The organism is Micromonospora sp. NPDC050784, assembly GCF_044456765.1.
Taxonomy (GTDB): domain Bacteria; phylum Actinomycetota; class Actinomycetes; order Mycobacteriales; family Micromonosporaceae; genus Micromonospora; species Micromonospora foliorum.
Genome location: NZ_JBITGG010000003.1, coordinates 1 through 23,595 on the forward strand (window position 1 = coordinate 1; position 23,595 = coordinate 23,595).

27 protein-coding genes are annotated in these 23,595 nt (G+C 70.8%); 14 read left to right on the top strand and 13 right to left on the bottom strand.

Annotation, left to right across the window (positions count from 1 at the left end; genetic code table 11):
* Positions 1 to 130: 130 nt before the first annotated feature.
* From ACIBD9_RS04395 to ACIBD9_RS04410, 4 genes are all read right to left on the bottom strand, one after another.
* Complete coding sequence (locus ACIBD9_RS04395; RefSeq protein ID WP_396714448.1) at positions 131 to 628, bottom strand: GNAT family N-acetyltransferase; 498 nt, start codon at positions 626 to 628, stop codon at positions 131 to 133.
* Positions 629 to 667: 39 nt separating this feature from the next.
* A complete protein-coding gene (locus ACIBD9_RS04400) occupies positions 668 to 1,084 on the bottom strand; it encodes a VOC family protein (protein ID WP_396714450.1) in 417 nt (138 codons plus the stop codon).
* Between the two features lie 107 nt (positions 1,085 to 1,191).
* Positions 1,192 to 1,404, bottom strand: coding sequence for a hypothetical protein (locus ACIBD9_RS04405; RefSeq protein ID WP_396714452.1), 213 nt, complete (start codon positions 1,402 to 1,404; stop codon positions 1,192 to 1,194).
* Between the two features lie 79 nt (positions 1,405 to 1,483).
* Positions 1,484 to 1,858 (bottom strand): cupin domain-containing protein, encoded by a 375-nt coding sequence (locus tag ACIBD9_RS04410; protein WP_396714454.1) that lies wholly within the window; start codon positions 1,856 to 1,858, stop codon positions 1,484 to 1,486.
* A gap of 186 nt (positions 1,859 to 2,044) precedes the next feature.
* Here ACIBD9_RS04410 and ACIBD9_RS04415 point away from each other — a divergent pair, with 186 nt between their 5' ends.
* Complete coding sequence (locus tag ACIBD9_RS04415) at positions 2,045 to 2,560, top strand: GNAT family N-acetyltransferase (RefSeq protein WP_396714456.1); 516 nt, start codon at positions 2,045 to 2,047, stop codon at positions 2,558 to 2,560.
* Between the two features lie 32 nt (positions 2,561 to 2,592).
* Here the strand turns inward: ACIBD9_RS04415 and ACIBD9_RS04420 are convergent, their stop codons facing one another.
* Entirely contained in the window at positions 2,593 to 3,090 is a 498-nt protein-coding gene (locus tag ACIBD9_RS04420; RefSeq protein WP_396714458.1) for a YcxB family protein, read from the bottom strand.
* A 123-nt stretch (positions 3,091 to 3,213) separates the two neighbouring features.
* On the opposite strand from ACIBD9_RS04420, the gene ACIBD9_RS04425 reads away from it, so the two are divergent.
* Positions 3,214 to 3,804 carry a DinB family protein gene (locus ACIBD9_RS04425; protein WP_396714460.1) on the top strand — a complete coding sequence of 197 codons (591 nt, stop codon included), beginning with the start codon at positions 3,214 to 3,216 and terminating at the stop codon, positions 3,802 to 3,804.
* A 159-nt stretch (positions 3,805 to 3,963) separates the two neighbouring features.
* Here the strand turns inward: ACIBD9_RS04425 and ACIBD9_RS04430 are convergent, their stop codons facing one another.
* Positions 3,964 to 5,334: a serine hydrolase domain-containing protein gene (locus ACIBD9_RS04430; RefSeq protein ID WP_396714462.1), complete on the bottom strand. Its 1,371-nt coding sequence runs from the start codon at positions 5,332 to 5,334 to the stop codon at positions 3,964 to 3,966.
* A 116-nt stretch (positions 5,335 to 5,450) separates the two neighbouring features.
* Here ACIBD9_RS04430 and ACIBD9_RS04435 point away from each other — a divergent pair, with 116 nt between their 5' ends.
* Entirely contained in the window at positions 5,451 to 6,320 is an 870-nt protein-coding gene (locus tag ACIBD9_RS04435) for a fructosamine kinase family protein (protein WP_396714463.1), read from the top strand.
* Positions 6,321 to 6,446: 126 nt separating this feature from the next.
* A complete protein-coding gene (locus ACIBD9_RS04440; RefSeq protein WP_396714465.1) occupies positions 6,447 to 7,697 on the top strand; it encodes an MFS transporter in 1,251 nt (416 codons plus the stop codon).
* On the opposite strand, the gene ACIBD9_RS04445 is transcribed toward ACIBD9_RS04440, so the two are convergent.
* On the bottom strand, positions 7,639 to 8,598 hold the full coding sequence (locus ACIBD9_RS04445) for a GlxA family transcriptional regulator (RefSeq protein WP_396714467.1): 960 nt from the start codon (positions 8,596 to 8,598) through the stop codon (positions 7,639 to 7,641). The genes ACIBD9_RS04440 and ACIBD9_RS04445 overlap by 59 nt on opposite strands.
* A gap of 121 nt (positions 8,599 to 8,719) precedes the next feature.
* Between ACIBD9_RS04445 and ACIBD9_RS04450 the strand changes: the two genes are divergently transcribed.
* Both ACIBD9_RS04450 and ACIBD9_RS04455 read left to right on the top strand, forming a co-directional pair.
* The gene (locus tag ACIBD9_RS04450) at positions 8,720 to 9,397 is read left to right on the top strand and encodes a DJ-1/PfpI family protein (protein ID WP_396714469.1); all 678 of its coding nucleotides are present in this window, start codon (positions 8,720 to 8,722) and stop codon (positions 9,395 to 9,397) included.
* Positions 9,394 to 9,864, top strand: coding sequence for a hypothetical protein (locus tag ACIBD9_RS04455; RefSeq protein WP_396714471.1), 471 nt, complete (start codon positions 9,394 to 9,396; stop codon positions 9,862 to 9,864). The genes ACIBD9_RS04450 and ACIBD9_RS04455 overlap by 4 nt, the downstream gene beginning before the upstream one ends.
* A 119-nt stretch (positions 9,865 to 9,983) precedes the next feature.
* On the opposite strand, the gene ACIBD9_RS04460 is transcribed toward ACIBD9_RS04455, so the two are convergent.
* Both ACIBD9_RS04460 and ACIBD9_RS04465 read right to left on the bottom strand, forming a co-directional pair.
* Positions 9,984 to 10,439, bottom strand: a complete 456-nt coding sequence (locus tag ACIBD9_RS04460) for a hypothetical protein (protein WP_396714473.1) — start codon at positions 10,437 to 10,439, stop codon at positions 9,984 to 9,986.
* Positions 10,436 to 10,837 (bottom strand): DUF6069 family protein, encoded by a 402-nt coding sequence (locus ACIBD9_RS04465; RefSeq protein ID WP_396714475.1) that lies wholly within the window; start codon positions 10,835 to 10,837, stop codon positions 10,436 to 10,438. The genes ACIBD9_RS04460 and ACIBD9_RS04465 overlap by 4 nt, the downstream gene beginning before the upstream one ends.
* Before the next feature lie 191 nt (positions 10,838 to 11,028).
* On the opposite strand from ACIBD9_RS04465, the gene ACIBD9_RS04470 reads away from it, so the two are divergent.
* On the top strand, positions 11,029 to 12,138 hold the full coding sequence (locus tag ACIBD9_RS04470) for a sensor histidine kinase (protein ID WP_396714477.1): 1,110 nt from the start codon (positions 11,029 to 11,031) through the stop codon (positions 12,136 to 12,138).
* Entirely contained in the window at positions 12,135 to 12,788 is a 654-nt protein-coding gene (locus tag ACIBD9_RS04475) for a response regulator (protein ID WP_396714479.1), read from the top strand. The genes ACIBD9_RS04470 and ACIBD9_RS04475 overlap by 4 nt, the downstream gene beginning before the upstream one ends.
* Positions 12,789 to 12,802: 14 nt before the next feature.
* Here ACIBD9_RS04475 and ACIBD9_RS04480 read toward each other — a convergent pair whose 3' ends face one another.
* Positions 12,803 to 13,273 (bottom strand): hypothetical protein, encoded by a 471-nt coding sequence (locus ACIBD9_RS04480; RefSeq protein ID WP_396714481.1) that lies wholly within the window; start codon positions 13,271 to 13,273, stop codon positions 12,803 to 12,805.
* Positions 13,270 to 13,863, bottom strand: a complete 594-nt coding sequence (locus ACIBD9_RS04485) for a CDP-alcohol phosphatidyltransferase family protein (RefSeq protein ID WP_396714483.1) — start codon at positions 13,861 to 13,863, stop codon at positions 13,270 to 13,272. Before ACIBD9_RS04485 ends, ACIBD9_RS04480 begins: the two co-directional genes overlap by 4 nt.
* A 138-nt stretch (positions 13,864 to 14,001) precedes the next feature.
* Between ACIBD9_RS04485 and ACIBD9_RS04490 the strand changes: the two genes are divergently transcribed.
* Genes ACIBD9_RS04490 through ACIBD9_RS04500 form a run of 3 tightly spaced genes read left to right on the top strand, consistent with a single transcriptional unit; the run spans position 14,002 to position 16,652 of the window.
* Complete coding sequence (locus ACIBD9_RS04490) at positions 14,002 to 15,108, top strand: sensor histidine kinase (RefSeq protein ID WP_396714485.1); 1,107 nt, start codon at positions 14,002 to 14,004, stop codon at positions 15,106 to 15,108.
* Entirely contained in the window at positions 15,105 to 15,752 is a 648-nt protein-coding gene (locus tag ACIBD9_RS04495; RefSeq protein ID WP_396714487.1) for a response regulator, read from the top strand. Before ACIBD9_RS04490 ends, ACIBD9_RS04495 begins: the two co-directional genes overlap by 4 nt.
* Before the next feature lie 36 nt (positions 15,753 to 15,788).
* Positions 15,789 to 16,652 carry a TIGR03620 family F420-dependent LLM class oxidoreductase gene (locus tag ACIBD9_RS04500; protein ID WP_396714489.1) on the top strand — a complete coding sequence of 288 codons (864 nt, stop codon included), beginning with the start codon at positions 15,789 to 15,791 and terminating at the stop codon, positions 16,650 to 16,652.
* 28 nt (positions 16,653 to 16,680) lie between these two features.
* Here the strand turns inward: ACIBD9_RS04500 and ACIBD9_RS04505 are convergent, their stop codons facing one another.
* Positions 16,681 to 17,604, bottom strand: a complete 924-nt coding sequence (locus tag ACIBD9_RS04505; protein ID WP_396714491.1) for an SDR family NAD(P)-dependent oxidoreductase — start codon at positions 17,602 to 17,604, stop codon at positions 16,681 to 16,683.
* Between the two features lie 55 nt (positions 17,605 to 17,659).
* On the opposite strand from ACIBD9_RS04505, the gene ACIBD9_RS04510 reads away from it, so the two are divergent.
* Both ACIBD9_RS04510 and ACIBD9_RS04515 read left to right on the top strand, forming a co-directional pair.
* Entirely contained in the window at positions 17,660 to 18,103 is a 444-nt protein-coding gene (locus ACIBD9_RS04510) for a MerR family transcriptional regulator (RefSeq protein WP_396714493.1), read from the top strand.
* 204 nt (positions 18,104 to 18,307) lie between these two features.
* Positions 18,308 to 19,603 carry a GAF domain-containing protein gene (locus ACIBD9_RS04515; protein ID WP_396714495.1) on the top strand — a complete coding sequence of 432 codons (1,296 nt, stop codon included), beginning with the start codon at positions 18,308 to 18,310 and terminating at the stop codon, positions 19,601 to 19,603.
* A 24-nt stretch (positions 19,604 to 19,627) separates the two neighbouring features.
* On the opposite strand, the gene ACIBD9_RS04520 is transcribed toward ACIBD9_RS04515, so the two are convergent.
* Positions 19,628 to 19,774 (bottom strand): DUF6221 family protein, encoded by a 147-nt coding sequence (locus tag ACIBD9_RS04520; RefSeq protein ID WP_396714497.1) that lies wholly within the window; start codon positions 19,772 to 19,774, stop codon positions 19,628 to 19,630.
* 319 nt (positions 19,775 to 20,093) lie between these two features.
* Between ACIBD9_RS04520 and ACIBD9_RS04525 the strand changes: the two genes are divergently transcribed.
* Positions 20,094 to 23,595: tetratricopeptide repeat protein (locus tag ACIBD9_RS04525; RefSeq protein ID WP_396714499.1), on the top strand; the 3,502-nt coding region annotated here is incomplete at its 3' end.

Here is a 23,595-nt window from a genome sequence, read left to right on the forward strand (position 1 = left end):
TACTCTATACTCGCGGCGCCCCGCGCCCCCGCGCGGGTCATCCTCGGGTGGTTGTTTCTGGGGGGGGGGGCCCCCCGCCGGGGGGGGGGGGCCCGGCCCCCCCGCCGCCCCCCCACCACGCTCGCCGCGCTCAGGAGACGCGCGGCAACGACAGCCAGTCCTGCCAGGCAATGTCACGGCCCAGGTAGCGGGGCTGGTGGAACGGCCAGTCCGCGGCGATCCACTGCGGCACCAGCGCGTCGACCGCAGCCTCCGCCTCGCTGCCCACCAGGTCGTCCACCACCCACCAGGAGACCTCGCCGTCCGAGCCGGCGCGCTCCGGCGGGTCGATGTAGACGCAGCCGAGGATCGCCGTCTCCCCCTCGTCCAGCAACGCGTAGTTGAACGACTGGTGCGCCGCTATCTCCTCCTCGTGCCGCAGCAGGTCGGCACGGTCCTCTTCGTAGGTCATCGTCTCGCTGGGCCACGCCCAGGCCGGGCCGAAGATCTCCCACAGGCGCTCGCGGGAACCCATCACGGCGGGGTAGTCGAGCGGGGTGTCCGCCTCGCGAATCGGCCGCAGGTGCAGCGCGGTGTCGGGCACCGGCACGTGGACGGGGTGGACGAACTCATCGGGCAGCCAGGTCATGAGGGCCGAGGCTAGCCCACCCGGCAGGTGCCCGGCCGCCTAGTCGAGACAGAACTCGTTGCCCTCGACGTCCTGCATGTTGAGGCACGACTCGTTCTCGCCGTCGGCGAGCAACAGCTGCCCGCGTACCGCGCCGAGCGGGACAAGTCGCGCGCATTCGGCCTCGAGGGCGGCCAGGCGCTCTTCGCCCACCAGCCCGGTGCCGACCCGCACGTCGAGGTGCACCCGGTTCTTGACGACCTTGCCCTCGGGCACCCGTTGGAAGAACAGGCGCGGACCCACCCCCGAGGGGTCACTGCACGCGAACCACGAACCATGCTCGCGATCGACGTCATCCCAGGTGGCGAACCCCTCCGGGGGCGGCGGCGGGACGTACCCCAACACCTCGCACCAGAAACGACCGACGCGCACAGGCTCGGCGCAGTCGAAGGTCACTTGGAACTGCCTGACCGACATCCGTTCACCTTATGGGTCGTGCTGCCGCCGCTGTCCCCCGCACCCCCGCGCTCTACGAGGCGTGGCTGAGCGCTGCGCCGTCCACGACGACCACGACCGCGCAGCCGTCAGTGGTTGCTCCGTGGCCTGGGTGCCGCCCCTGCGCCGGAGCGCTTGAGCAGGACCGCCCCGCCGGCGATGAAGACGACGCCGAGGATCACCCCGACGAGGTTGCCCTGGGTCAGGCTGGAGACGATCCCCAGCACGCCCACAACGATCGCCAGCACGCCGAGAATCCGCATGGTGTAGCCACCGACAGACTTGGCCCGTTCACTCGTCATGGTGTGCCTTCTGCCCGACGCGTCGATCGCGTAAACGGTGCGGTGTGGGTCAGGCCTCTGCTGTCAGGCCATCGAGGTGTCACTCCACCCTGGTGAGAAGCGGTTTGCCCTTCTCGACGACGTACGTGGCCAGTTCGACCGCGATACCGTCGCCAACGTTGCGCGCCTGGTGGTGCACACCGTATGGGACCGTGAGCGCGTCGCCGGGATTGCACACCATGGGTGGCTGCCCCTCCAGCCGATATTCGAGCGTTCCCTGAAGGACGCAGATGATTTCCTCGCCGGGGTGGAAATGCTTGAACGGTGGGGAATCCGGTGTGAATTCCACCCGAGTCTGAATGACCTCTCGCCCGGGGATGCTGAGGTCGTGCCGTTGCAGGTCGATCCGCCACAGCCCTGGCGCTGACTCCACCGCTGTGGGGCTGATCCCCTCGGGTCGATCCGTGCTGCTCATGACGGCCTCCTGTAAGCCGTCGGGCCGACGGCCACTACTCGGATTGGTACATCCCCGTCGAGAATAGGGAGCCGCGGACGATTAGGGGCGGGGATGCCGACACGGGGGCCGATTCCGCGAAGCAGGCCTGTGCCGGGCGCGTAAATCGGCTTGTGCTGTTTCATGAGGGCTGCTTCGCTGTCGCCCGTGACCGAGCTTCGTACGCCCCGACTGCGCCTGCACCCCATCGACACGGCGGAGGGTGAACGTATCGTCGGGCGATGCCCCGGGGCCGGGGATGACTGGGCGGAGGACTTCCCCTTCGACGGCGACGTCCTCGGCGTACGGGGCTTTCTCGCCGCCACCGCCACCTACGGCGACCGACGTCCATTCGGGCACTATCGGATCACCCGCACCGCCGACGGGAAGGCCATCGGAGGCATCGGTTTCAAGGGTCAGCCGGAGAACGGACGCGTTGAGGTCGGTTACGGCCTCGCCCCATCAGCCCGGGGGAACGGCTACGCGGCGGAGGCGCTCGCCGCCCTGCTCGACCTCGCGACCGCGCACGGACTGTCCCGGGTTGTCGCCGAGACCACCGGCGACAACGTCGCTTCCCGGCGGACCCTCGAACATGCCGGCTTCCGGCACACCGGCACCAACGACGACCTCTACCGGTACGAGGTACTCCTCGGTGCCCCTTCGCGACCGACTCGCACCTGGTAGGCCGATTCCCCAGCGGCCCGCGGCAGCCGAGGTCACTGACGGGGCAGCAGCCCTCGTTCGGTCAGGTAGGCGCGCAACGTCTCGGCATCCTCGGCGGACATCAGCCAGCGCGGGATCACGGTCGCCGGCATTCGGCCGACGTACACGACCCAGAAATCTCCGGCGTCGCGCACCTGGGTGACACCGTCCCAGGCGATGCCGCCGGACTCCGAGCCGCTGCGCATCATGATGTTGTCATCGGTGATGTCGTAGGCGCCCTCGACGGCGTAGCTACCGGAGCGGCGTCGGGCGCGCGCCAGCACCCACGGCCGGTACAGCATCGACAGCACGCCGGCCACGACCAGCGCGGTCCACAGCGGCGTACTCCGCTCGCCCCACCCGAACCCCCGTGAGACGACGAGACCGATGACCCCGACCACCGTCAGGACCGCGCCGATGTAGCCGAATCTGCGCAGCCGGACGTTGCCGAGGGCAGCGGCCACCCGGCCCGGGTAGGCGGGGTCGGCGGGGACGTCGAAGCGGATGTGCACGCCAGAACGATAGTGCCTCCACCCGCCCCTGAGGTCAGGCCACCAGTTTCGGCTTCGAGGGCACCGGCACCGGCCCGCCGAGGGTCCGCCCGGGGGCCCGGCGGATGGTGGAGACTGGCCGGCATGGCTGATCTGAACGACGCGAAGGCGGCGCTGCACGACTACCTCCGGGGGAACCGCGAAGACCTCATCTGGAAGCTCGACGGGCTCAGCGAACGCGAGGTCAGACTCCCCCGCACGGCGACCGGCAACAACCTGCTGGGCGTGCTCAAGCACTGCCTCAATGTCGAGGCCGGCTACTTCGGGCCCACCTTCGGCCGCGAATTCCCGACGCCCGACGAGCTGGTCCCGATGGCGGCGTACGACGAGGACCCGCAGGCGGACTGGTACGCCCGCGAGGACGAGACGAAGGACGGGCTGATCGACCTGTATCGCCGGGTCGGCGCGTTCGCCGACCAGACGATCGACCAGCTACCGCTCGACGCGCCGGGGCAGGTGCCGTGGTGGCGGCCAGGTCGGCAGGACGTGACGCTACAGCGGATCATCATCCACGTGACCTGCGATGTCGCCCGGCACGCCGGGCACGCCGACATCATGCGCGAACAGCACGACACGGCGGTCGGCCTCCGGCGGGACGCCACCAACATCCTCGACGACTACGACTGGCCGGCTTACGTGACCAAGCTGACGAAGCTGGCCGACCAGTTCGGATGATCGGGAGGCTGCCGGCGTGCGAGACGACCTCGACCAGATCGAAGCGGCTTTCCTGGGCACGCCCCTGGCCGGCCTGGAGGTCGCCGTCGCTTTACCGGCCGGTGACGCGTCGTGCGTCCAGAACCGACCCTGACCACCCGACGGCGCGGCCCCACCCGGCTACTCCGGTTGCTCGGTTGCTGGCCTCGCGGTCTGGGTGACCCCTTCCTGGCGCAGTTCGAGGGTGTAGGGCTGGTCGTCGGTCCGGACGAACCGAACCTCCAGATCGAGGTCCGGGTGTCGGTAGCGACCGTCCGGGTCCGCCAGGAGGACAACCGGTTGCTGGGTCGAGGCGGCGAAGGTCAGTTGGCCGTCGGTGACCGCGATGTCGATCGGGTAGTCCTCGCGCAGGACGTAGCGGCCTGTGACGTCGGCGGGCGGCGCGGCGGTGATTCTGGTGGTGGCGTACCGACGGTCCGCGGCGGCGCGGATGCTGACCAGCAGCTCCCAGCCATCCTCGGAGTTGGTCATCGCCGCGACCGCGGTGCCGCTGTCGGGCCACACGTAGGAGAAGCAGGTGTAGCCGACGTTCGACCCGGTGTGTCCGAAACGCCGTCCGGCGCGGTCGTCGAGTTCGGTGCCGAGCCCGTAGCTGCCGCCAGGAATCTGCGGTGTGCACATCTGGGTGGCCAGGTCGCGGTCGAGCAGCTTCGAACTTCCCGAGACGGCTCGGGCGATTTCGAGGTCGAGCCGGAGCAGGTCGGCCGGGGTGCTCCACAGTCCAGCCGCGGCCAGCTCCGGTTGCGTTCGCCAGCCGCCGGGAATCCTGGTGCCGCCGCCGTGGTGGCCATGGGCCACCTGATCCGGTCGCTGGTGCGGAAACTGCTGGTCGAAGCTGCTGTCGGCCATGGCCAGCGGTTCCAGCACCAGAGTTCGCAGGAGGTCCTCGAACGGGGTCCCGGTCGCGTCCACCATCAGCTGCTGGAGCACCGAGTAGTGGCTGCCCGAATACCGGAAGCGGCTACCGGGCAACAGGGTCGGCCGGACCGGTGGCGTAGTCGTCGCGCCGCTGCCTTCCAGGACCTGCAACAGCGACGGGGCGCGATCTGCGGGATAGCCGCGGTACCAGGTGTCGGACAGCCCGGCGGTGTGCGCCAGTAGCTGTCGTACCGTGACTTCTGGCTGCCGGCATTTCCGGTCGGGTAGGTGCCACGAGGTGAGGTACTCGTCGATGTCGGCGTCGAGGTCCAGGACACCGGCCTGGACCAGTAGCAGCGCGCCGAACGCCGCGACATGCTTACTGATCGAACAGGCCGCGAAGGCGGTGCTCGCGGTCACCGGCGTCGACGTGCCACCAGCCAGGACGCCAAACCCTGCCGCCGACACCTGCCCGCCCACGTGGCCGACGGCAATGCTGACCCCCGGCACGTCGTAGCTGCTCATCAGCTCGGGCAAGGCCGCGGTGTCCGGCGACAGCCGCCCGGACGACACCTGCCGGTCAAGCTCGCCCAGCAACGAGACCCAGTCCTGCGGTAACCCCACGTCCTCCACGCCGTCGATTCTTGACCGCGCGTACCCGTGGATCAACTCTCGTCTACCGGCAGGGCGAGCGTCGACCAGCTACAAAGGATCAAGCCTCTGTACGCCGCCCCTGAGGAGCCTCGCCGATGACCCTGCTGGAGCGTCTGCACCTGGCCGGTATGCGTGACGCCGTGACGGTGCAGCCGGTGACCGGCGGGCTCGCGGCGCTCGCGGGCATCGCGACCCGCCGGGACGCTCCACCGGTCTTCGTCAAGGCCTTCGCCGACCCGCCGGCCGACGACGTCTTCGTGGCCGAGGCCGAAGGGCTGGCCGCCCTGCGCGAGCTCGGCGGTGTGGCGACGCCCGAGGTGATCCTGGCGGACCGGGACCTCCTGGTGCTGTCGGTGTTGCGCGAGCGGCCGCGAAGCGAGGCCTTCTGGGAGCAGTTCGCGCACCTGCTCGCCCGCCTGCACCTGAACACGACCCATCCTCGCTTCGGCTGGCACCACGACAACTGGCTGGGCCGTCGCCGCCAGGTCAACACGTGGAACGACGACGGCTTCGCGTTCTTCGCGCAGCACCGGCTGCTGCGGTGGCTCGACGAGCCCCGCGTCGAGGCGGCGCTCGACGCGGGAGACCGGGCGGCGCTGGAACGACTCTGTGACCGGCTGCCCGACCTGCTGCCGGAGCGGCCGGCGTGTCTGACGCACGGCGACCTGTGGGCACAGAACATCCTGGCCAACGCGGACGGAGAGCCCGCGCTGATCGACCCGGCCGTGTCGTACCTGTGGGCCGAGGTCGACCTCGCGCACGTGTGGTCCACCTCGCCCCCACCCGAGGCACGACGGATGTTCGAGGTCTACGCGGAGCTGACCTCGCTCGACCGCGGCTGGGAGGCCCACATGCCGGTCATCCAGCTGCGACAACACCTCGCCGTGCTGGCCCAGTTCGACGACGACTGGGGCGCAGCCGACCAGATCCGCGCCGTCCTGGCCCCGTTCCGGACACGATCCTGACCCGAGGCCCGGCCGTCAACGGCGGCAGCCGGCCCGGCCAGCCGATCCGGTCGACGGCCGGCGGGGCCCGTGCGCGGAGCGGGGTCGGGCCCTCGATTACGGTGGCCCCTGGAATGGGGGTGGACCATGGCACCGGAGGTGTCGCCGCGAAGGGCCAGGGCCGTGCTCGTCACGCTCTCCCTCGCCGCGTTCGCGTTCATCACGACCGAGTTGCTGCCCGTCGGTCTGCTGACCCGCATCGCACCTGATCTCGACCGGTCCCGCTCCCAGGTGGGTCTGCTGGTAAGTGGGTACGCCGTGGTGGTCGTGCTGGCGTCCGTGCCGCTGGCCCGGTTGACCCAGCGGATTCCCCGCCGGCAGCTGCTCGGCGTCACGATGCTCCTGTTCGCCGCCGCGAACGCCGCCGCCGCGCTCGCGCAGACGTACGCCGTGCTGGCCGGCTCCCGCCTGGTGACCGCCCTCGCCCAGGCGCTGTTCTGGTCCATCGCCACGGCGACCGTGATCGGGCCGTTCCCGGTCGCGGTGCGCGGACGGGCGGTGGCGCTGTTCGCGACCGGGGCGACGCTCGCCCCGGTGCTCGGCGTACCCCTCGGCACCTGGCTCGGGCAGCAGGCCGGCTGGCGGGCGGCGTTCGCGGTGCTGGCCGGGGTCGGTCTGGCGATCGCCGCCGCGGTGCTGGTCCTCCTTCCGTCCTATCCCCCGGCCGCCGGTGGCGCCGCCCGGGGCACCGCACCGGACGGGCGGCGTTTCGCCGTCCTGCTGATCGCCACCGCCCTCGGCATCGGCGGCTTCATGACCCTGCAGACCTACGTGACACCGTTCCTGCTCGACGTCAGCGGGTTCGCCGACGCGGTGCTGGCGCCGCTGCTGTTCGTCTCCGGCGCGGCGGGGGTCGTCGGCACCCTGGTCGCGGCCCGGACTCTGGACACCCGGCCGATCGCCTCGCTGCTGACGCCGCTGGGCATCGGCACGGCCTCGCTGCTCGGGTTGTACGCGCTCGGCGCGCTCAAGCCGGGTGTGGTCGTGCTCCTCGCCGGGATCGGCCTCGCGTACGCGGCGTTCGGCTCGGCCGTGCAGAACCGGATGCTGCAACTGGCCCCGGGCAGCACCGACATCGCGTCGGCCGGTGTCAGCACCGCCTTCAACGCCGGCATCGCCGGCGGCTCACTGCTCGGCGGTGCCCTCCTGCCCACCTCGGGGGCACGCCCGCTGGCACTCGCCGGCGGGCTGCTGGCGCTGGCCGCCCTCACCCTGCTCGCCGTGGACGCCCGCCGCAACCGCGTCGTCGGGCCGGAGCCGACCCCCGCCCGTCCCCCGGCTACGCGCCGGTCGGACCCGGCTGCGGACGGAAAACCTTCCGGTACGCGCCTGGTGTGACGCCGAGGAGTTGCCCGAACTGGAATCGGAAGTTGCTCGTGGTCGGGAACCCGGTCTGGGCAGCGATCCGGTCGACGGTGTGGTCGGTCGTCTCCAGCAGGTCCTGCGCGTGACGGATGCGTACCCCCGACACCCACTGCATGGGGCTCTGCCCTGTCTCGTCCTTGAATCGACGGGTCAGCGTACGCACGCTCATGCCGGCGGCGGCGGCGATGTCGGCGAGGGTGAGGTCCCGGTACGCGTTCGCCTCGATCCAGGAGAGCGCCCGTTGCAGAGTCGACGTCCGGTAGGTGGGGCGGTTCCGGACGATGTACTGCGCCTGCCCGCCCGGGCGGTGCAGCGGCGCGACGGCGAGGCGGGCGGCGTCCGCCGCGACGGCCATCCCGTAGTCGCCCTGAACGATGTGCAGGCACAGGTCGAGACCGGAGGCGGCTCCGGCGGACGTCAGGATGCTCCCGTTGTCGGTGTAGAGCACGTCGGGGTTCATTCGGACGGCGGGATGCCGTCGGATGAACTCGTCCGCGGCGAGCCAGTGTGTCGTCGCGTCCCGGCCATCGAGCAGGCCCGCCTCGGCCACTGTGAACGCGCCGACGCAGATCGACGCGACCCGCGTCCCGCGCGCCGCGGCGGCCCGTAGGGCGGCGAGAACGGCGGGCGGCGAGGGCTGCAACGGGTCGTTCCTTCCCGGCACCACGACAAGGTCCGCCCGCTCGATGGCGTCCAGCTCCTCGTCGACGGCCAGGCGCAGCGGACCGGCTTGGACGGACGGCTCGTGGCCGGCGACGACGAGCCGGTATCCCGGACGACCGTCGGGTAGGCGCACGCGCCCGAAGGTTTCGATCGCGGTGGCTATATCGAACGCGATCGCATCCGGAAGAGCGAGCACCACGACCGTGTACATCCCAGCAGAATAGGGCACTCGGCCGTTGGCCAGATACAGGCGAAGTCTGTCTTGATTGCCATCGGCAGCGCCGCTGGCAAGGCGCGACCATGGAGGACACCTCCACCGGAAGAGATCACTCATGCCTCGATTGCACGCCCAGTTCGTACTCTTCGACGGGTTCGACCCCCTCGACGTCATCGCCTCGTTCGAGGTGCTGACCGCCGGAAGCCAACTCCTCGGCGGCGCGCTCGCGGTGGAACTCGTCTGCGCGGGCGGTCCCCGCGTCGTGCGGTCCGGCAACCCCCAGATCAGCCTCACCGCAACCGCCAGACTCGACCCGGACGCACCCGGTTACGTGGTCGTCCCAGGGGCGGTCGGCCCCGTCGACGGAGACCCGGACGCCGGGGACGAGACCATCCCCGTACTCCTGGGCCGTTTCGCGTCGAGCGACGCGATGCCCCTTCTCCGTCGCGCGCTCGACAACCCGGACATCACTGTCGCGGCCTTCTGCGGCGGATCACTCGCCCTCGCGATGGCCGGTCTCCTGGAGGGCCACACCGCGACCACGCACGGGCTCGGCATCGACCTGCTCGGCGCCACGGGGGTGACCGCCGTCCGCGCCCGCGTGGTCGACGACGGCGACCTCGTCAGCGGCGGCGGCGTCACGTCGGGTCTCGACGTAGCCCTCTACCTGCTCGAACGTGACTTCGGCTCGCCGACGGCGCTCGCCGTGGAGGAGCTGTTCGAGTACGAGCGACGCGGCACCACCTGGCGACCGCCGCAGACGAGCGTGCTCGGCGAGGGGGCCAGCGCGTGAGTGCGTTCCTGCTGTCGGTCCACGTGCTCGCGGCCATTCTCACCATCGGCCCGGTCGCCATCGCCGCGAGCATGTTCCCGCGCTTCGCGCGCCTCGCCCCCGCCGCGCCCGACGAGCCAGGGAGGGTTGCCGCCGTGCGCATCCTGCACCGCATCACCCGGGTCTACGCGGTGATCGGCGTGCTCGTGCCGGTGTTCGGCCTCGCGACGGCCGCGAGCCTCGGCGTGCTCGGCGACCGGTGGCTGATCGTATCGATGATCCTGACGGTCGCGGCGGCCGCGATGTTGATCGCCCTCATTCTGCCTGGTCAGAAACGCGTCGTCGGTGCGCTCGACACGGGCGAGTCCGTGCCAGATGGCGCCGCACACCGACTCGGGATGCTGACGGGCGTGTTCAACCTGCTGTGGGCGATCGTCGTCGTGCTGATGATCTACCGGCCTGGCTCGACCACGGGGGTTGGTCGCTGAGCCCGCGTCGGACTCTGCCGATCCTGGAGCGGCGGGACAGCAGGTATCCGGTCCCCGCCGCGGCGAGAGCGCGCTGCGTCGCATCGTCTGAGCACGCCCCCTCGTCCACGGGCGGTCGGTCACCCGCTGCCCGCGCTGACGGCCGCCATCATGATCAGGGTGCGCCGCCGCCGTCGACTCATCAGCGCGAAACAGGCGGTGAGCACCACCATCTCCAGCTCGGCCCACTCGCCGGTGACGTCGACGCGGATCGGCCCGCCCAGTCGGCCGGGGAGGCGCACCGCGAGGCGGTTCCCGTCGCGTACCAGCTCACCGCCGCACCGACCGGGCGCCCAGTGGGCCACCCCGCCAGGCCCCGGCACGTGCGACCGGCCCGGGTCGAGTCGCACCGGCACGCCGTGCTCGCCCTGGGCCGTGAACCCGATGCGCCGGCGGCCGGTCGGTTCGACCGTCCAGAGGCCGGTGCCGGTGCGGATCTCGCCGCACCGCCAGGTCCAGCCGGTACGCAGCGAGGCGCGCGGCGCGGAGTCGAGGACGAAAGCCCCGTCCTGCTTGCGTACGGTCAGCTCGGTCATCGGTTATTCCCTTCCGGGCGCGGCCGGGGCAGGCCGAGGATGAGGATGACGCCGACGCTCAGGTGCAGCAGCGCGAGGGTCGCCTTCGCTCCCCCGCCGACGCCACTGGGTGGCCCGACCACGAGCGACAGCAGCAGGACCGCGACCGCGATCGAGGTCCACCAGACGCGGGAGCGGTTGGTGAGCCGTTCCAACGCCGCGAGCAGCGCCCAGCCGGCCAGTGCCGCGACCGCGGCGGCCACGACGACCGCGGTCACCGTGACCTGCCGGGTCGAGCTTGCGGACCGGACCGCCAGGTCGACGCCGGCCGCCGAGTGCAGGAGCGCGAACTCGGCCACCGCCACCACGATCGCGCCGGCCGCCACGGCTGCCCGGCCCAGGAGAAGGTTGTTCGTCATGGCCTGAGTCTGCGGACCGGGCCGGGCCGGGCACGTCGGTCCAGACGCCGCGGCGGCTACGTCCGCTGGCGGCTCGGCGTACTACCAAAGGAGGTGGTCCGGCCGGCCGCGAGCCCAGTAGCGTGCGCGGTGTGAATGCGGCGACGTGCGAGGTCAAGCCGCCGCGGACGGGCCGTTCCGTCCCGGTGGCGGTGACGACTGCGACGACCGTGGCGGTCGGCGCCCTCGTCGCGACCATGCTGTGGTCCGCCACCCGGTCCAGCTCCGCCGGCCTGGTCGGCGTCGACGTCGCGCTGGCGGTGGCCGCCCTGGCCCTCGTTCCGGTGGTCGTCCGCCGCCCGCGGATCGGTGGCGTGCTGGCCGGGCTGCTCGTCGCGCTGTCTCCGGTGGCCACGCCGGTGGCCAGCTTCGCGGTGCTGTTCATCGCCCGCAACCGGCCGTTTCGGCAGGCGGCGGCGGTGGCGGCGGTCGGCGTGGCGGGCGAGGCGGCGCAGGCGTTCTGGCGACCGGTGCCCAGCCTGCCGTACGGGTGGCGGCTGCTGCTGATGACGATCGCGTACGCGGCCCTGCTCGGCTGGGGCACCTGGGCGCAGGCCCGCAACGCCCTGCTGGCGGCGCTGCGGGACCGGGCCCGGCGGGCCGAGCAGGAGCAGGAACGGCGGGTCGTCGAGGCGCGGGCGGCGGAGCGCAGCCGGATCGCGCGGGAGATGCACGATGTGCTGGCCCACCGGCTGTCCCTGCTGGCGGCAGCCGCCGGCGCGATGGAGTACCGGCCGGACGCGCCGCCCGAGCGACTCAGCGCCGCCGCCGGGGTGATCCGGGCCAGCGCCCATCACGCCCTCGACGAGCTGCGCGAGGTCATCACGCTGCTGCGCAGCGACGACGTCGAGTCGCCGACCGACGCGCCACCCGGGCAGACCCTCGCCGACCTGCCACGCCTGATCGACGAGGCGCGGGCCGCCGGGCAACAGGTCGAGGTCGACGACCCGCTCGGCCCGGCGGTCGAGATCCCCCCGACGGTTGGCCGGACCGCGTACCGGATCGCGCAGGAGGCGTTGACCAACGCCCGCAAGCACGCCGCCGGCCAGCCGGTCCGGCTGGTGCTCGGCGGCGCGCCCGGCTCCGGTCTGAGCATCGCGGTGAGCAACCCGACCACGCCCGACAGCGGCGCCACCGGCAGCGCCGGCACCGGCCTGATCGGCCTCGCCGAACGGGCCGCGCTCACCGGTGGACGCGTCACCCACCACGTCGACGCCGCAGGCCGGTTCCACCTCAGCGCGTGGCTGCCGTGGCCGACATGACGGGCCCGATCCGGGTCGTCATCGTCGACGACGACCCTCTCGTACGGGGGATGCTCACGCTGATGCTCGACGGCGCCGACGGGATCGTCGTGGTGGGCGAGGCCGCCGACGGCGCCACGGCGATCACGGCGGTGGACCGGCACCTGCCCGACGTGGTGCTGATGGACATCAGGATGCCCGGCGTCAACGGCATCACCGCCACCGAGCGCCTGCGCCGCCGCCACCGGCCACCCGAGATCATCGTGCTCACCACGTTCGACACCGACGAGCACGTCCTGCGAGCCCTCCGGGCCGGCGCGAGCGGCTTCCTGCTCAAGGACACCCCGCCCGAGCAGATCAGTCAGGCGGTCCGCGCGGTGGCGGCCGGAAACCCGATGCTGTCTCCGGGCGTGACGCGCCGTCTCATGGAGCGGGTCGCGTCGGGGGCGGAAACCTACGAGCAGGCGCACGAGCGGTTGGCCCTGCTCACGCCCCGGGAGCGCGACGTCGTGCTGGCCATCGCGCAGGGGCGCTCCAACGCCGAGATCGCCAGCGAGCTGCTGATGAGCGTGACGACGGTGAAGGCCCACGTCTCGCACATCCTGACCAAGCTGGACCTCGACAACCGTACCCAGATCGCCCTGCTCGCCCACGACGGCCGGCTCCTCTGACTGCGAGCCGGCGGTCAGGCCAGCACCGCCGGCAGGACGAGGACGGCGAAACGGATCACCCGCCCGGAGAGGCACGCGCCGGCGAACTCCCAGCGTCGAAGGCCCGCGCTGCCCGCGGCGAGGCTGACCACGGCCAGCGGTGGAACCCCGACCGCGGCGGAGACCAGCACGGTCGGTAGGGCGGTGCGGCGGCGGGAGAGCCAGCGCCGGATCGGCTCGGTCCACCGGGCGGTCCGAGCCGCCGCGCGACCGGACCTTCTCCGGTGCGTGACCTTCCGGAACAGTCTCCCCGAGCCGCGACGCGCCGACTCGAACAGGAGCAGCTTGCCGGCGGTCTGCCCGAGCGCCAGAGCGACCACGGCGACGAGGGCGTGGCCGCCACGTTGCCCGGCGACCACGGCGTAGGCCTCGGCGTTGACGACCGGGACGAGCGCCGAGGCGAGACCGTAGCCGAGCGCCACCACGGCCTCGGCGAAACTGCTCACGCCCGACCGTCCCGTTCGAGCAGCCGGACCACCGCTGCGGCCGACCACAGCTTGACCGCGACGACGGCGACGGCGATGCCCAGCGCGAGCGGGTACTGGTCGAACGCGATGGCGCCGATGACCCCGGCGGTGTTGGCGACCTTGGCCAGGGGCGACCAGTTCAACGCCCACACCCGCCGGTCGACCAGGTGGAAGTGGTTGGGGCTGAGCACCGGCCAGCACAGGAACGCCAGCGACAGCATGGTGTCCAGCACCAGGAACGAGAGCAGGAAGACCACTGCCACGACCGCGACGTCCGGCACGAGGGAGACCAGGCCCACGCAGAGTACGGCGGTGCACGCGCGGTCGCTCACGATGTCGAAGACGGCCCCGGCGCGGGTCTCCTGTCCGAGCCGCCGGGCGGCCCAGCCGTCGAGCACGTCGCCGAGCCAGTAGATACCGTACGATACCGCCAGCAATGCCACTGACCCGGAGACGAGGGCGACGATACCGACGCTGACAGCGGCGACCGTGCGAATGGCGGTGATGTAGTTGGGAACCGTACGAAGCGGGCCGACCGTGATGGCGGCGCGGGAGTCAACGAGAGTCACCTCCGCAGCGTCGTGCGGTGCGCGTCGTCGCGGAACGTGCCGCGGTGCCGATCTCGTCCCGAGGGCGGTACCAAGGTGCCGGCCGATCCGGTACCTGGGTACTGGCCGCTCTTCCGGCTGGTCGCGGAGACTGAGCGGGTGCTGACTGAGATACGCGCACGGTTGCGCGACCCCGGGCGAGTGCGCCGGCTCGCGTACGCCGCAGTGGTTTTGATCATCGCCTCGGTGGTCACCACCGTCGAGGGCGGCGTGTCCGTGCCGGCGGGCTGGGCGTGGCTGGTGCTGCCGGTCGGCCTCGGGGCCACGGCGCTGCGCCCCCGCTACCGAACCCTCATCTTCGCGGTCTGCGCGGGGTTCGTGGCGATCGTGAGCACCGGGGAGTCGGTGCAGTTGGGCCTCGCGGCCGCCGGCCTGGTGTTCGTCTCGGTCTGCGAGGACCCGGCCCGACACCCGTGGCTGGGTTGGGTGGGTGGCTTGGTTGGCGCGGCCGGCGCTCTCACCATCGCGCTGCTCAACGGGCGCGGGCTGTACGAACAGCCGTTCTTCTTCGCGACGGCCGGCTACCTGCTGGCGATCCTGTTGCGATCGTGGTCGCACGGCTACGCCCTCAGCCGGGAGACTGACGAGCTGCGCGGCCAGGCGGTCTGGCTCGAACAGCGCACCAACCTGGCCCGCGAGCTGCACGACGTGGTCGGCCACCACGTCACCGCGATGGTGGTGCAGGCCGAGGCGGGCCAGCTCAGTGACGACCCAGGGGCGGCGCTGCGGGCGGTCGCGGACAGCGGACGCACCGCACTGGGTGAGCTCGACGCGCTCGTCGTGCACCTGCGCGATCCGGACGCGGCGATCGCGGTGAGCGCGCCGCCGCGCCTGTCCGACATCGACGAGCTGCTCGCCCAGCCGCTGCGCCAGCAGGGCGTGACGGTGCGGGTCCAGGTGGACCCCGAGCCGGGCCTGGACGAGGTCGGTGTGTTGACCGCCTACCGCATCGCCCAGGAGGCCCTCACCAACATCTCCCGCCACGCGAGAGCCACGGCGGCCTGGGTCGAGTTGGTCCGCGTCGGCGACCACGCCCGCCTGCGGGTCAGCGACGACGGCATCGGGCCGCCCCGCGCACCCACGAACGGCTCGGGCCTGCTCGGCATCGGGGAGCGCGTCTCCGCACACGGTGGGAGCTGGGAGCTGAGTCAGCGTCCCGGCGGGGGCACCATGGTGCAGGCCAACCTGCCGGTGGCGAACCCGTGATCCGCGTCGCGATCGCCGACGACCAGGAGCTGGTCCGGGACGGCTTCAGCCTGATCCTGCGGTCCCAACCCGACATCGAGGTCGCGGCCGAGGCCGCCGACGGCCGGCAGTTCCTCGACGCCGTGCGTCGCGATTCCCGCATCGACGTCGCCCTCGTCGACATCCGCATGCCGGTACTCGACGGCCTGCAAGCCACCCGCGAGCTGGTCACGATCCCGCACTCCCCGGCCGTCATCGTCGTCACCACCTTCGACGACGACGCCTACGTCCTGGACGCCATCGCCTCCGGCGCCCGCGGGTTTCTGCTCAAGCGGTCCAGCGCCCGCGACCTGATCGCCGCGGTGCGCACCGTCGCGGCCGGCGAGGCGGTTCTCTCCGCCGAGGTCACCGGTGCCGTCCTCGACCGGGTCCGCGCGACCGGGCCGGCCACCCGCGTGGAGTTGGCCGCCTACCAGCTGACCGCACGGGAGACCGACGTGCTCACCCTGATCGGCGCCGGGCTCAACAACAACGAGATCGCCGAACGCCTCTACCTGTCCATGAGCACCGTCAAGACCCACGTCACCAACGTGCTGGCCAAGACCGGCAGCCGGGACCGCGTCCGAGCCGCCATCCTGGCGATCCAGGCCGGCCTCGCACCATGAGTGAGGAATCGGCGCTGAGGGTCGTAGGGTTGCGGTATGGCACAACGACTCGTCAGCGTATGGCAACCGTTCTTCCTTGCTAGCGAGAGTCAGGGCGCGGCCGTCGACGCCGCGACCGAGTTGGAGGACCTCGGCTACTCACGAATCTGGTTCTCCGGTGGTTTCGGCGAGAACGTCGCCCCCCGCTTCCGGGAGCTCCTGGACGGGACCACGCGCATCGGGGTCGCGACCGGGATCGTGAGCATCTGGCACTCGTCGCCGGCCGAGGCGGCGGCGTTCGCCAAGGACGCGGAGCAGGCGCATCCCGGCCGGTTCCTGCTCGGTCTCGGCGCCAGCCACGCGGTGGTGGTGGAGAGTGACGGCACCGACTACCGCAAGCCGTACTCGCGGATGGTGCAGTACCTCGACGGCCTCGACGCGGCCGGGCTCTCGCCCGAGCGGCGCATCCTGGCCGCCCTGGGCCCGCGGATGCTCGAACTCTCCCGCGACCGCTCGACCGGGGCGCACCCGTACTTCGTCCCTGCCGAACACACCGCCGAAGCCCGGGCGGCAATCGGACCGGACCGGCTGCTCGCCCCCGAGGTCGCGGTGGTCCTCGACGCGGACGCCACCACCGCGCGCGCCAACGCCCGGCAGTACGCGAGCGGATACCTCGCACTGCCGAACTACACCAACAACCTGCGGCGATTCGGCTGGACCGACGAGGACTTCGCCAACGGCGGCAGCGACCGCCTCATCGACGCCCTGATCCCCTGGGGCACCGTCGAGACGGTGGTGGCCGGGCTGGAGAAGCACTACCAGGCCGGGGCCGATGAGGTGGCGATCCAGGTGCTCAACGGGGGCGACGCCACGACGTTCCCCGCCGACGCGTTCCGCGCCCTCGCCGCGGCCCTGATCTGACTTCCGAAACCCGCAGCCGCGACACCGCTCAGGCTCGCCCGATGAGATCGAGGCCGGTCAGGTCCGCCGACAGCACCCAGAGCCGGGCTGCCTCGCTGCTGTCCGTGGGGCTGCCGTCGGTGATGCGGCAGTCCGCGCAGTAGTCGCCGCCGTTCGCGTCGAGGTGGGGTGACGTGGCGGCCCAGACCTGGGTCGCCGCGCCTTGCTCGACGGTCTTGAACAGGCCCGGCGCGGGAGTGCCGTCGGCGTCCATCCAGCCGGCGGCGACCATCTCCTCGACTCCGAGGTGCCGTTGCAGGGGGGTGAGGATCCAGCCGGGGTTGACGGAGAAGGCGCGGACGCGGTGCGGCCTGCCGAGCAGGTCGAGGTGGCGGGCGAACAGGATGTTCGCGAGCTTGGACTGGGTGTACGCATCCCACTTGTCGTACCCGCGCTCGAACTGCACGTCGTCCCACCGGATACGCCATGCCGGGTTGCGCCCGGAGGCCACCGAGACGACGCGAGCCGTGTCGGGGGCGGTGAGCGCCGGCCACAACAGGTTCGTCAGTGCGTAGTGGCCGAGGTGGTTGATCGCGAAGTGCCCTTCCCAGCCGGGTCCAACCCGGGTTTCCGGGCAGGCCATGATGCCGGCGCTCGCGATCAGGATGTCGAGGGCGGGATGGCTGCGGAGGAACCGCACGGCGAAGGCCTCGACGGAGGCGAGGTCGGCGAGATCGAGGTGGTCGACCTCGACCCCGGGTACGTCGGCGAGTGCCTGCTGCGCCGCGTCCGGGCGGAGAGCGGGGACGACGACCCCAGCCCCCGCTCGGGTGAGCGCGCGGGTCGTGGCGAGACCGAGGCCGGAGTAGCCGCCCGTGACGAGGGCTGTCTTGCCGGTGAGGTCGATCCCGGCGAGGACGTCTGCGGTCGTACTGTGGGCACCGAACCTGGTGTGGGTCGTGTCGCTGGTCATGCCGCGGACGCTAGGTGCTAGACCGAGGTCTAGGTCAATGGCTACGGTCGACGCCATGGCGGACAGCGGCCTGAGCATCGGGCAGGTGGCGCAACGCACCGGGTTGAGCGTGCACACCCTGCGGCTCTACGAGCGTGAGGGCCTGTTGGCCAGCGAGGTGCGGCGCGACGGGTCCGGGAGGCGCGTCTACAGCGCCTGGGACGTCGAGTGGCTGGCGAATTGCGTGAAGTTCCGTGCCTCCGGGATGCCGCTCACCACGATCAGCCGCCTGGCCCAACTCGTACGCGAGGGCAGCGGCAACGAGAGCGAGCGGCTCACGTTGCTCCGCGAACACCAGCGCCACATCACCGATCAGCTCACGAAGCTGCACGACACCCTCGAACTCATCAACGGCAAAGTGGCCAGCTACGAACAACACCTCGCCGCCGGCGCCTCCGGTGATCCCTGGCAACAGCAACCCCAGCCCGCCCCGACGGAGCACACACAGCAGCTGGGTTGACGAACACCGCCGCCCAGACCGGGTTCGTCGTTTGGGGCGTCGGGTTGCGGTGCCGGGTTGGTGGGTAGGAGCTGAATGTCGGGCAGATGGGTACGCTGCACCGGCGGTGGCCTCAGCCAAGCACCACCGCACCACGGCCACCCGCACTGCCCGGGTGGCACCACCGGCGTTCCCGTATCCGCAGACGAGAGGCGAGACCACACCATGACCGCAGTACCCGACCAACGGTCTACTGCTGCTGCGGGTCCGGCGGCTGCCGAGCAAGCAGCGGAGGAGGACCTGCGGGCGCTGTTCGGGCAGTCCATCGCCGTCTTCGCGTCGCTGGCGGGGCCATCGCACCTGGTGGAGACGGCGAACCCGGCGTTCTTCGCCACCATCGGCGACGAACGGGCCCGGGTCGGGGTCGCGATCGCCGAGCTGATGCCCGAACTGACCGGTCAGGGCTTCATCGGTCTCCTGGACCAGGTCTTCCGCACGGGCGAGCCCTACACCGGCCGTGACGTCCGCGTCGTGCTGGGCAGCGGCCCGCAGGCGCGGGAGGCGTTCTTCGACTTCACCTACGAGCCCCGCCGGGACGCCGGCGGCAACGTCACCGGGATTCGCGTGCTCGGCGTGGAGACCACTCAGGTCAAGCATGCCCAACGGCTGATGGCCGAACACCGCGCCCTGCTGGAGCAGATCGCCCGCCAGGCACCCCTGGCCGAGGTGCTCGACGGGATGGCCCGCTGTATCGAGAACCTCGCACCGCAGGAGGTGCTCGTCTCCGTGCTGCTCGCCGACCCCGACGCCCGGCACCTGCGCCACGGCGCCGCGCCGAGCCTGCCCGACTTCTACAACCAGGCCATCGACGGCATCGCGACCGGCGAAGGTGTCGGCTCGTGCGGCACCGCCGCCCACCGGCGGGAACCGGTCATCGTCACCGACATCGCCACCGATCCGTTCTGGGACGACTTCCGGGACCTGGCCGACCAGGCCGGGTTGGCGGCCTGCTGGTCCACCCCGATCCTGGCCCGCGACGGCGGCCTGTTGGGCACCTTCGCGATGTATCACCGCACCCCGCGCGTCCCGCAGGACACCGACCTCGCCCTCACCCGGCTCTTCGCCGGCACCGCGGCCCTGGCCATCGAACGCCACCACATCGAGCAGGCGAAGCTCGCCGCCGAAGAGCGGGCCAAGTCGGCCAATGACGAGCTGGCCAAGGTGCTGCGCGTGGAACGGGAACTACGCGCCGAGGCCGAGCAGCGCGCCACCGTCGCCGCCGAACTCGCCGCCCAGATGCGTGCCGCCGCGGCCGCGCAGGCCGCCACGCCACACCCCGAGCACTGCCAGCTCGGTGGCACCGACGGGTGCACCGCGCGAGCCGAGATCAAGATCGCCGATTCGTGGGGCGACGCGGCGTGGGGCTGCCCCGCCCACGTCGAAGAGGCCATCCTCAACGTGCGGTCGGTCTTCATCGCCAGCGAGGAACTCGGTGGCCTGACCGCCTACCTCAACCGCTGACCGCCCGCGGCGCCTGTTGGGCAGCTAGGGACGCCACTCCCTGCGGTAGTCGGGGTGCTCGTTGTACGACTGCACGAGCACTCGGAGCGCGTACGCGAGACCAGCGAAGCGCTCGTCGCCGGGGTCCATCGCTTCGTACTCCCGCGCGAGCATGTCGACCAGGTCGAGCATCGGTAGTTGACTGTCGAGAAGAACGCCGCTCCCGAAGCGGTGAAACACTTCGGCGTACGCGTGGCAGTCCGCCTCATACCTTCTATGAAGGAATCGCAGGAGATCTTCCATCCGCCGATTCTCGCGCACCGACATCTGGGGCTCGAACGCGGCTCACTCGCCGACGTAGCGTCTGCCGCGACCCCTTTTTAAGGCGCAGCGAACACGACCGCGCGGCCTCGACTCGCTGCTGTCGGGAACTTGTCATGTGGCTTGGACCAACCTTTGTGTACGGTCAGGCGCGCTCATCACGCGTTGTCGGAGAGGGAGCGTCGATCGGGTGGGACGATTCATTGGCATCGCCGTAGGTAAATACGATGAGGATCGGCATGTTGCCCTGCGCCATGCGGTACCGGACGTAAGGGCCTTCGCCGAGTTGCTGGGGGCGGACTTCGTCAGCGTATTGTTGGCCGACCCGGACGAGAACACCGCGCGAGACCGACTTCGTGGGCTCGCCGGTGAGCCATCAGACGGGCCGCTGGTGCTGCTGTGGGCTGGACACGGGATCGGATCCCCCACTGGGTTGAGGTTGTTGGCCAGTGACAGTGGAAGCGGGCTGGCGGCTGGGATCAATGCCCTAGACGTGGCCGCGTACTGCGCATCGTCCGGTTCGAGTCAGCTGCTGCTGATCCTGGACGCCTGCTTTTCCGGTGAAGGGTTGCCGGCAGTTGCGGTGGCTACGGAGGTGATGCAGCAACTTCCAGTCGACGGCGAGCATTTGTGGGTAGGAGTGCTGACATCCTGTATGGCGGTGGAAACCGCGCAGGATGGTCTGCTGGGTGAGCGTCTGCGGGCATTGCTGGCACACGGACCGGAGTCGGCGATGCTGCGGCTGCGCTGGTCGGTGCATAACCAGTCGATCCGTGGCGACGACCTTTGCGACGCGGTGATCAAAGAGTGGCCTGGCCAACGGCAGACGCCGCAGTTTCAGGGCAGCGGCAGCGCATGGTGGATGTTCCCTAACCCGCTGTTTGACCCGGGCGCTCCCGAGCAGGTGGTGGAGCACCTGTTACGGGCCGCCCGCGGTGGGGCGCGAGACGACGAACGCTCCTGGTTCACTGGCCGCACGACCGAGGTGAACCAGGTCGTCGCGTGGGTTCGGGCCGGCAAGCCGGGCGTGTACGTGGTGACAGGCTCCGCCGGAACCGGTAAGTCCGCCATCACGGGCCGGGTCGTCAGCCTGTCGAATCCACACGAGCGCGCCCGCCTGCTGACGGAGGGCCGGCCGTGGGAACACGACGATCCTGGCGAACGGTCGATACACGCCCACATTCATGCTCGTGGTCTGAGCGTGGACCAGGCAGCGGAACTGATCGCCGGGCAGTTGGTCAGGTCTGGCGTCCTCCCGCCGCAAGCAACCCGGCGCAACGCCCCAGAGCTGGTCGGCCAGGTGCAGCGGGAAGTAGAGGCAGGCACCGCACCACCGGTGCTGGTGGTGGACGGCGTGGACGAGTCACGTGGCGAAGCCTTCACACTGGCGGAGGAGTTGGTGTCGCGCCTGTCCCGATTCGCGGTGGTGGTGGTGTCCACCCGGGATCTTCCCGGGCTGGGAGGTGGGCCAGGCCTGGTGTCCACGCTGAACCCAGATGGACCCGGAATTGACCTGGACACCGAGCAGGCGCAGGAGCGGACTCGTCGCGATGTTGTCGACTATGTCGCGGCCCGGCTAGCGGGGGTGGATCCCCTCATGGATCCGGCGCTGGTCGCTGAGCTTGTCGGAGCGGGCGTCGCAGCGGCGGATTGGCAGGCCGGTCGGCCATTCCTACTCGCGCGATTGGTGGCCGACCAGCTCAGTGCTGTGCCGGTCGACACCAGTTCCGGGGATTGGCAGGGCCGGGTGGCTGTCTCGGTCGAGCAGGCGTTCGACACTGACCTGGCCACGATCAGCGCACCGCCGGGGCCACACAGGGCGGGAGTGAGTGACCATGTAGCGGTGGCCCGGCATCTGCTCGCGGCGCTGAGTCGGGGCTATGGTGCGGGTCTGCCCGAGGACGAATGGCTGACCATCGCCAACGCCGGACGAGAGCCGGCGGGGGCGTTCGAGCGTGACGATCTCAGTTGGCTGCTGGACCAACTCGGCCGATACATCGTGCAGGACGGTGAGGGCCGCACCGCAGTTTATCGGGTGGCGCATCAGAGCCTGGCTGATCACCTCCATCCGCCCTTCCGCGCCAGTCACCAGCAGGTATTCGATCCAGCTGCGTACGCGATCGCCGCTGCTCTGGCTTCCCTGTACCGGGCGAGACTCGATGCCGGACTGAACGCGGAGCGACCGATATACCTCTGGCGATATTTCTGGCGTCACGCCGCCGACGCTGGCCCGGACGGCTTGCATCTGATACGTCTCCTCGCCGAGGCTGATCAGGCGCTCAGGCCCGACGTGGCAGTGGCAGGGCTACTCGTAGCTGAACGCTTTCGTCAGTGGGGCTACCGGCAGGAAGCCGTGGAACCCACCGAAGAGGCCGTCGCCGTTTACCGGGAACTGGTCGCCAACAACTCCGCGTTCCTACCCGACCTGGCAGGAGCGCTGAACAACCTCGGCATCCGCTACAGCGGGGTCGGTCGGCGATCTGACGCGGTGGCTCCCAGCGAAGAAGCCGTCACCGCCTACCGAGAACTCGCCGCCGCCAGCCCCGCCTTCCTCCCCGAGCTCGCCGCCGCGCTGAACAACCTCGGCAACCACTACAGCGAGGTCGGCCGACGACCGGACGCGGTCGCTCCCACCGAGGAAGCGGTCACCGCCTACCGAGAACTCGCCGCCACCAACCCGGCCTTCCTCCCCAACCTGGCCGGCGCGCTGAACAACCTCGGCAACCGCTACAGCGAGGTCGGTCGACGATCCGACGCCGTCGCTCCCACCGAGGAAGCCGTCACCGTTTACCAAGAACTCGCCGACGCCAACCCGGCCTTCCTCCCCGACCTGGCGGGCGCGCTGAACAACCTCGGCATCTCCTACGGCGAGGTCGGTCGACGATCCGACGCCGTCCCTCCCAGCGAAGCGGCCGTCACCGCCTACCGAGAGCTCGCCGCCACCAACCCGGCCTTCCTCCCCGACCTGGCGGGCGCGCTGAACAACCTCGGCATCCGCTACGGCGAGGTCGGTCGACGATCCGACGCCGTCCCTCCCACCGAGGAGGCCGTCACCACCTACCGGGAGCTCGCCGACGCCAACCCGGCCTTCCTCCCCGACCTGGCCTCCGCGCTGAACAACCTCGGCAACCGCTACAGCGGGGTCGGTCGACGATTCGACGCGGTCGCTCCCACCGAGGAAGCCGTCACCCTGCGCCGGGAACTCGCCGCCACCAACTCCGCCTTCCTTCCCGACCTGGCCGGCGCGCTGAACAACCTCGGCAACCGCTACGGCGAGGTCGGTCGACGATTCGACGCGGTCGCTCCCACCGAGGAAGCCGTCACCCTGCGCCGGGAACTCGCCGCCACCAACCCCGCCTTCCTCCCCGACCTGGCCGCCGCGCTGAACAACCTCGGCAACCGCTACGGCGAGGTCGGTCGACGACCCGACGCGGTCGCTCCCACCGAGGAAGCCGTCAGCGTTTACCGAGAACTCGCCGCCACCAACCCCGCCTTCCTTCCCGCCCTGGCCTCTGCGCTGAACAACCTCGGCATCTCCTACGGCGAGCTCGGTCGACCTGACGCGATCGCTACCACCGAGGAGGCCGTCACGACCTACCGAGAGCTGGTTGCCGCCAACCCCGCCTTCCTCCCCGACCTGGCCTCCGCGCTGAACAACCTCGGCATCCGTTACGGCGAGGTCGGTCGGCGAT

What these genes read in the sequence shown, in the direction of transcription:
- ACIBD9_RS04460 (WP_396714473.1), bottom strand. Translation starts at nt 10,439, where the DNA reads ATGACCGAGCTGACCGTACGCAAGCAGGACGGGGCTTTCGTCCTCGAC.
- ACIBD9_RS04435 (WP_396714463.1), top strand. Translation starts at nt 5,451, where the DNA reads ATGACCCTGCTGGAGCGTCTGCACCTGGCCGGTATGCGTGACGCCGTG.
- ACIBD9_RS04465 (WP_396714475.1), bottom strand. Translation starts at nt 10,837, where the DNA reads ATGACGAACAACCTTCTCCTGGGCCGGGCAGCCGTGGCGGCCGGCGCG.
- ACIBD9_RS04410 (WP_396714454.1), bottom strand. Translation starts at nt 1,858, where the DNA reads ATGAGCAGCACGGATCGACCCGAGGGGATCAGCCCCACAGCGGTGGAG.
- ACIBD9_RS04510 (WP_396714493.1), top strand. Translation starts at nt 17,660, where the DNA reads ATGGCGGACAGCGGCCTGAGCATCGGGCAGGTGGCGCAACGCACCGGG.
- ACIBD9_RS04445 (WP_396714467.1), bottom strand. Translation starts at nt 8,598, where the DNA reads ATGTACACGGTCGTGGTGCTCGCTCTTCCGGATGCGATCGCGTTCGAT.
- ACIBD9_RS04400 (WP_396714450.1), bottom strand. Translation starts at nt 1,084, where the DNA reads ATGTCGGTCAGGCAGTTCCAAGTGACCTTCGACTGCGCCGAGCCTGTG.
- ACIBD9_RS04395 (WP_396714448.1), bottom strand. Translation starts at nt 628, where the DNA reads ATGACCTGGCTGCCCGATGAGTTCGTCCACCCCGTCCACGTGCCGGTG.
- ACIBD9_RS04450 (WP_396714469.1), top strand. Translation starts at nt 8,720, where the DNA reads ATGCCTCGATTGCACGCCCAGTTCGTACTCTTCGACGGGTTCGACCCC.
- ACIBD9_RS04475 (WP_396714479.1), top strand. Translation starts at nt 12,135, where the DNA reads ATGACGGGCCCGATCCGGGTCGTCATCGTCGACGACGACCCTCTCGTA.
- ACIBD9_RS04515 (WP_396714495.1), top strand. Translation starts at nt 18,308, where the DNA reads ATGACCGCAGTACCCGACCAACGGTCTACTGCTGCTGCGGGTCCGGCG.
- ACIBD9_RS04405 (WP_396714452.1), bottom strand. Translation starts at nt 1,404, where the DNA reads ATGACGAGTGAACGGGCCAAGTCTGTCGGTGGCTACACCATGCGGATT.
- ACIBD9_RS04425 (WP_396714460.1), top strand. Translation starts at nt 3,214, where the DNA reads ATGGCTGATCTGAACGACGCGAAGGCGGCGCTGCACGACTACCTCCGG.
- ACIBD9_RS04520 (WP_396714497.1), bottom strand. Translation starts at nt 19,774, where the DNA reads ATGCTCGACCTGGTCGACATGCTCGCGCGGGAGTACGAAGCGATGGAC.
- ACIBD9_RS04440 (WP_396714465.1), top strand. Translation starts at nt 6,447, where the DNA reads ATGGCACCGGAGGTGTCGCCGCGAAGGGCCAGGGCCGTGCTCGTCACG.
- ACIBD9_RS04505 (WP_396714491.1), bottom strand. Translation starts at nt 17,604, where the DNA reads ATGACCAGCGACACGACCCACACCAGGTTCGGTGCCCACAGTACGACC.
- ACIBD9_RS04500 (WP_396714489.1), top strand. Translation starts at nt 15,789, where the DNA reads ATGGCACAACGACTCGTCAGCGTATGGCAACCGTTCTTCCTTGCTAGC.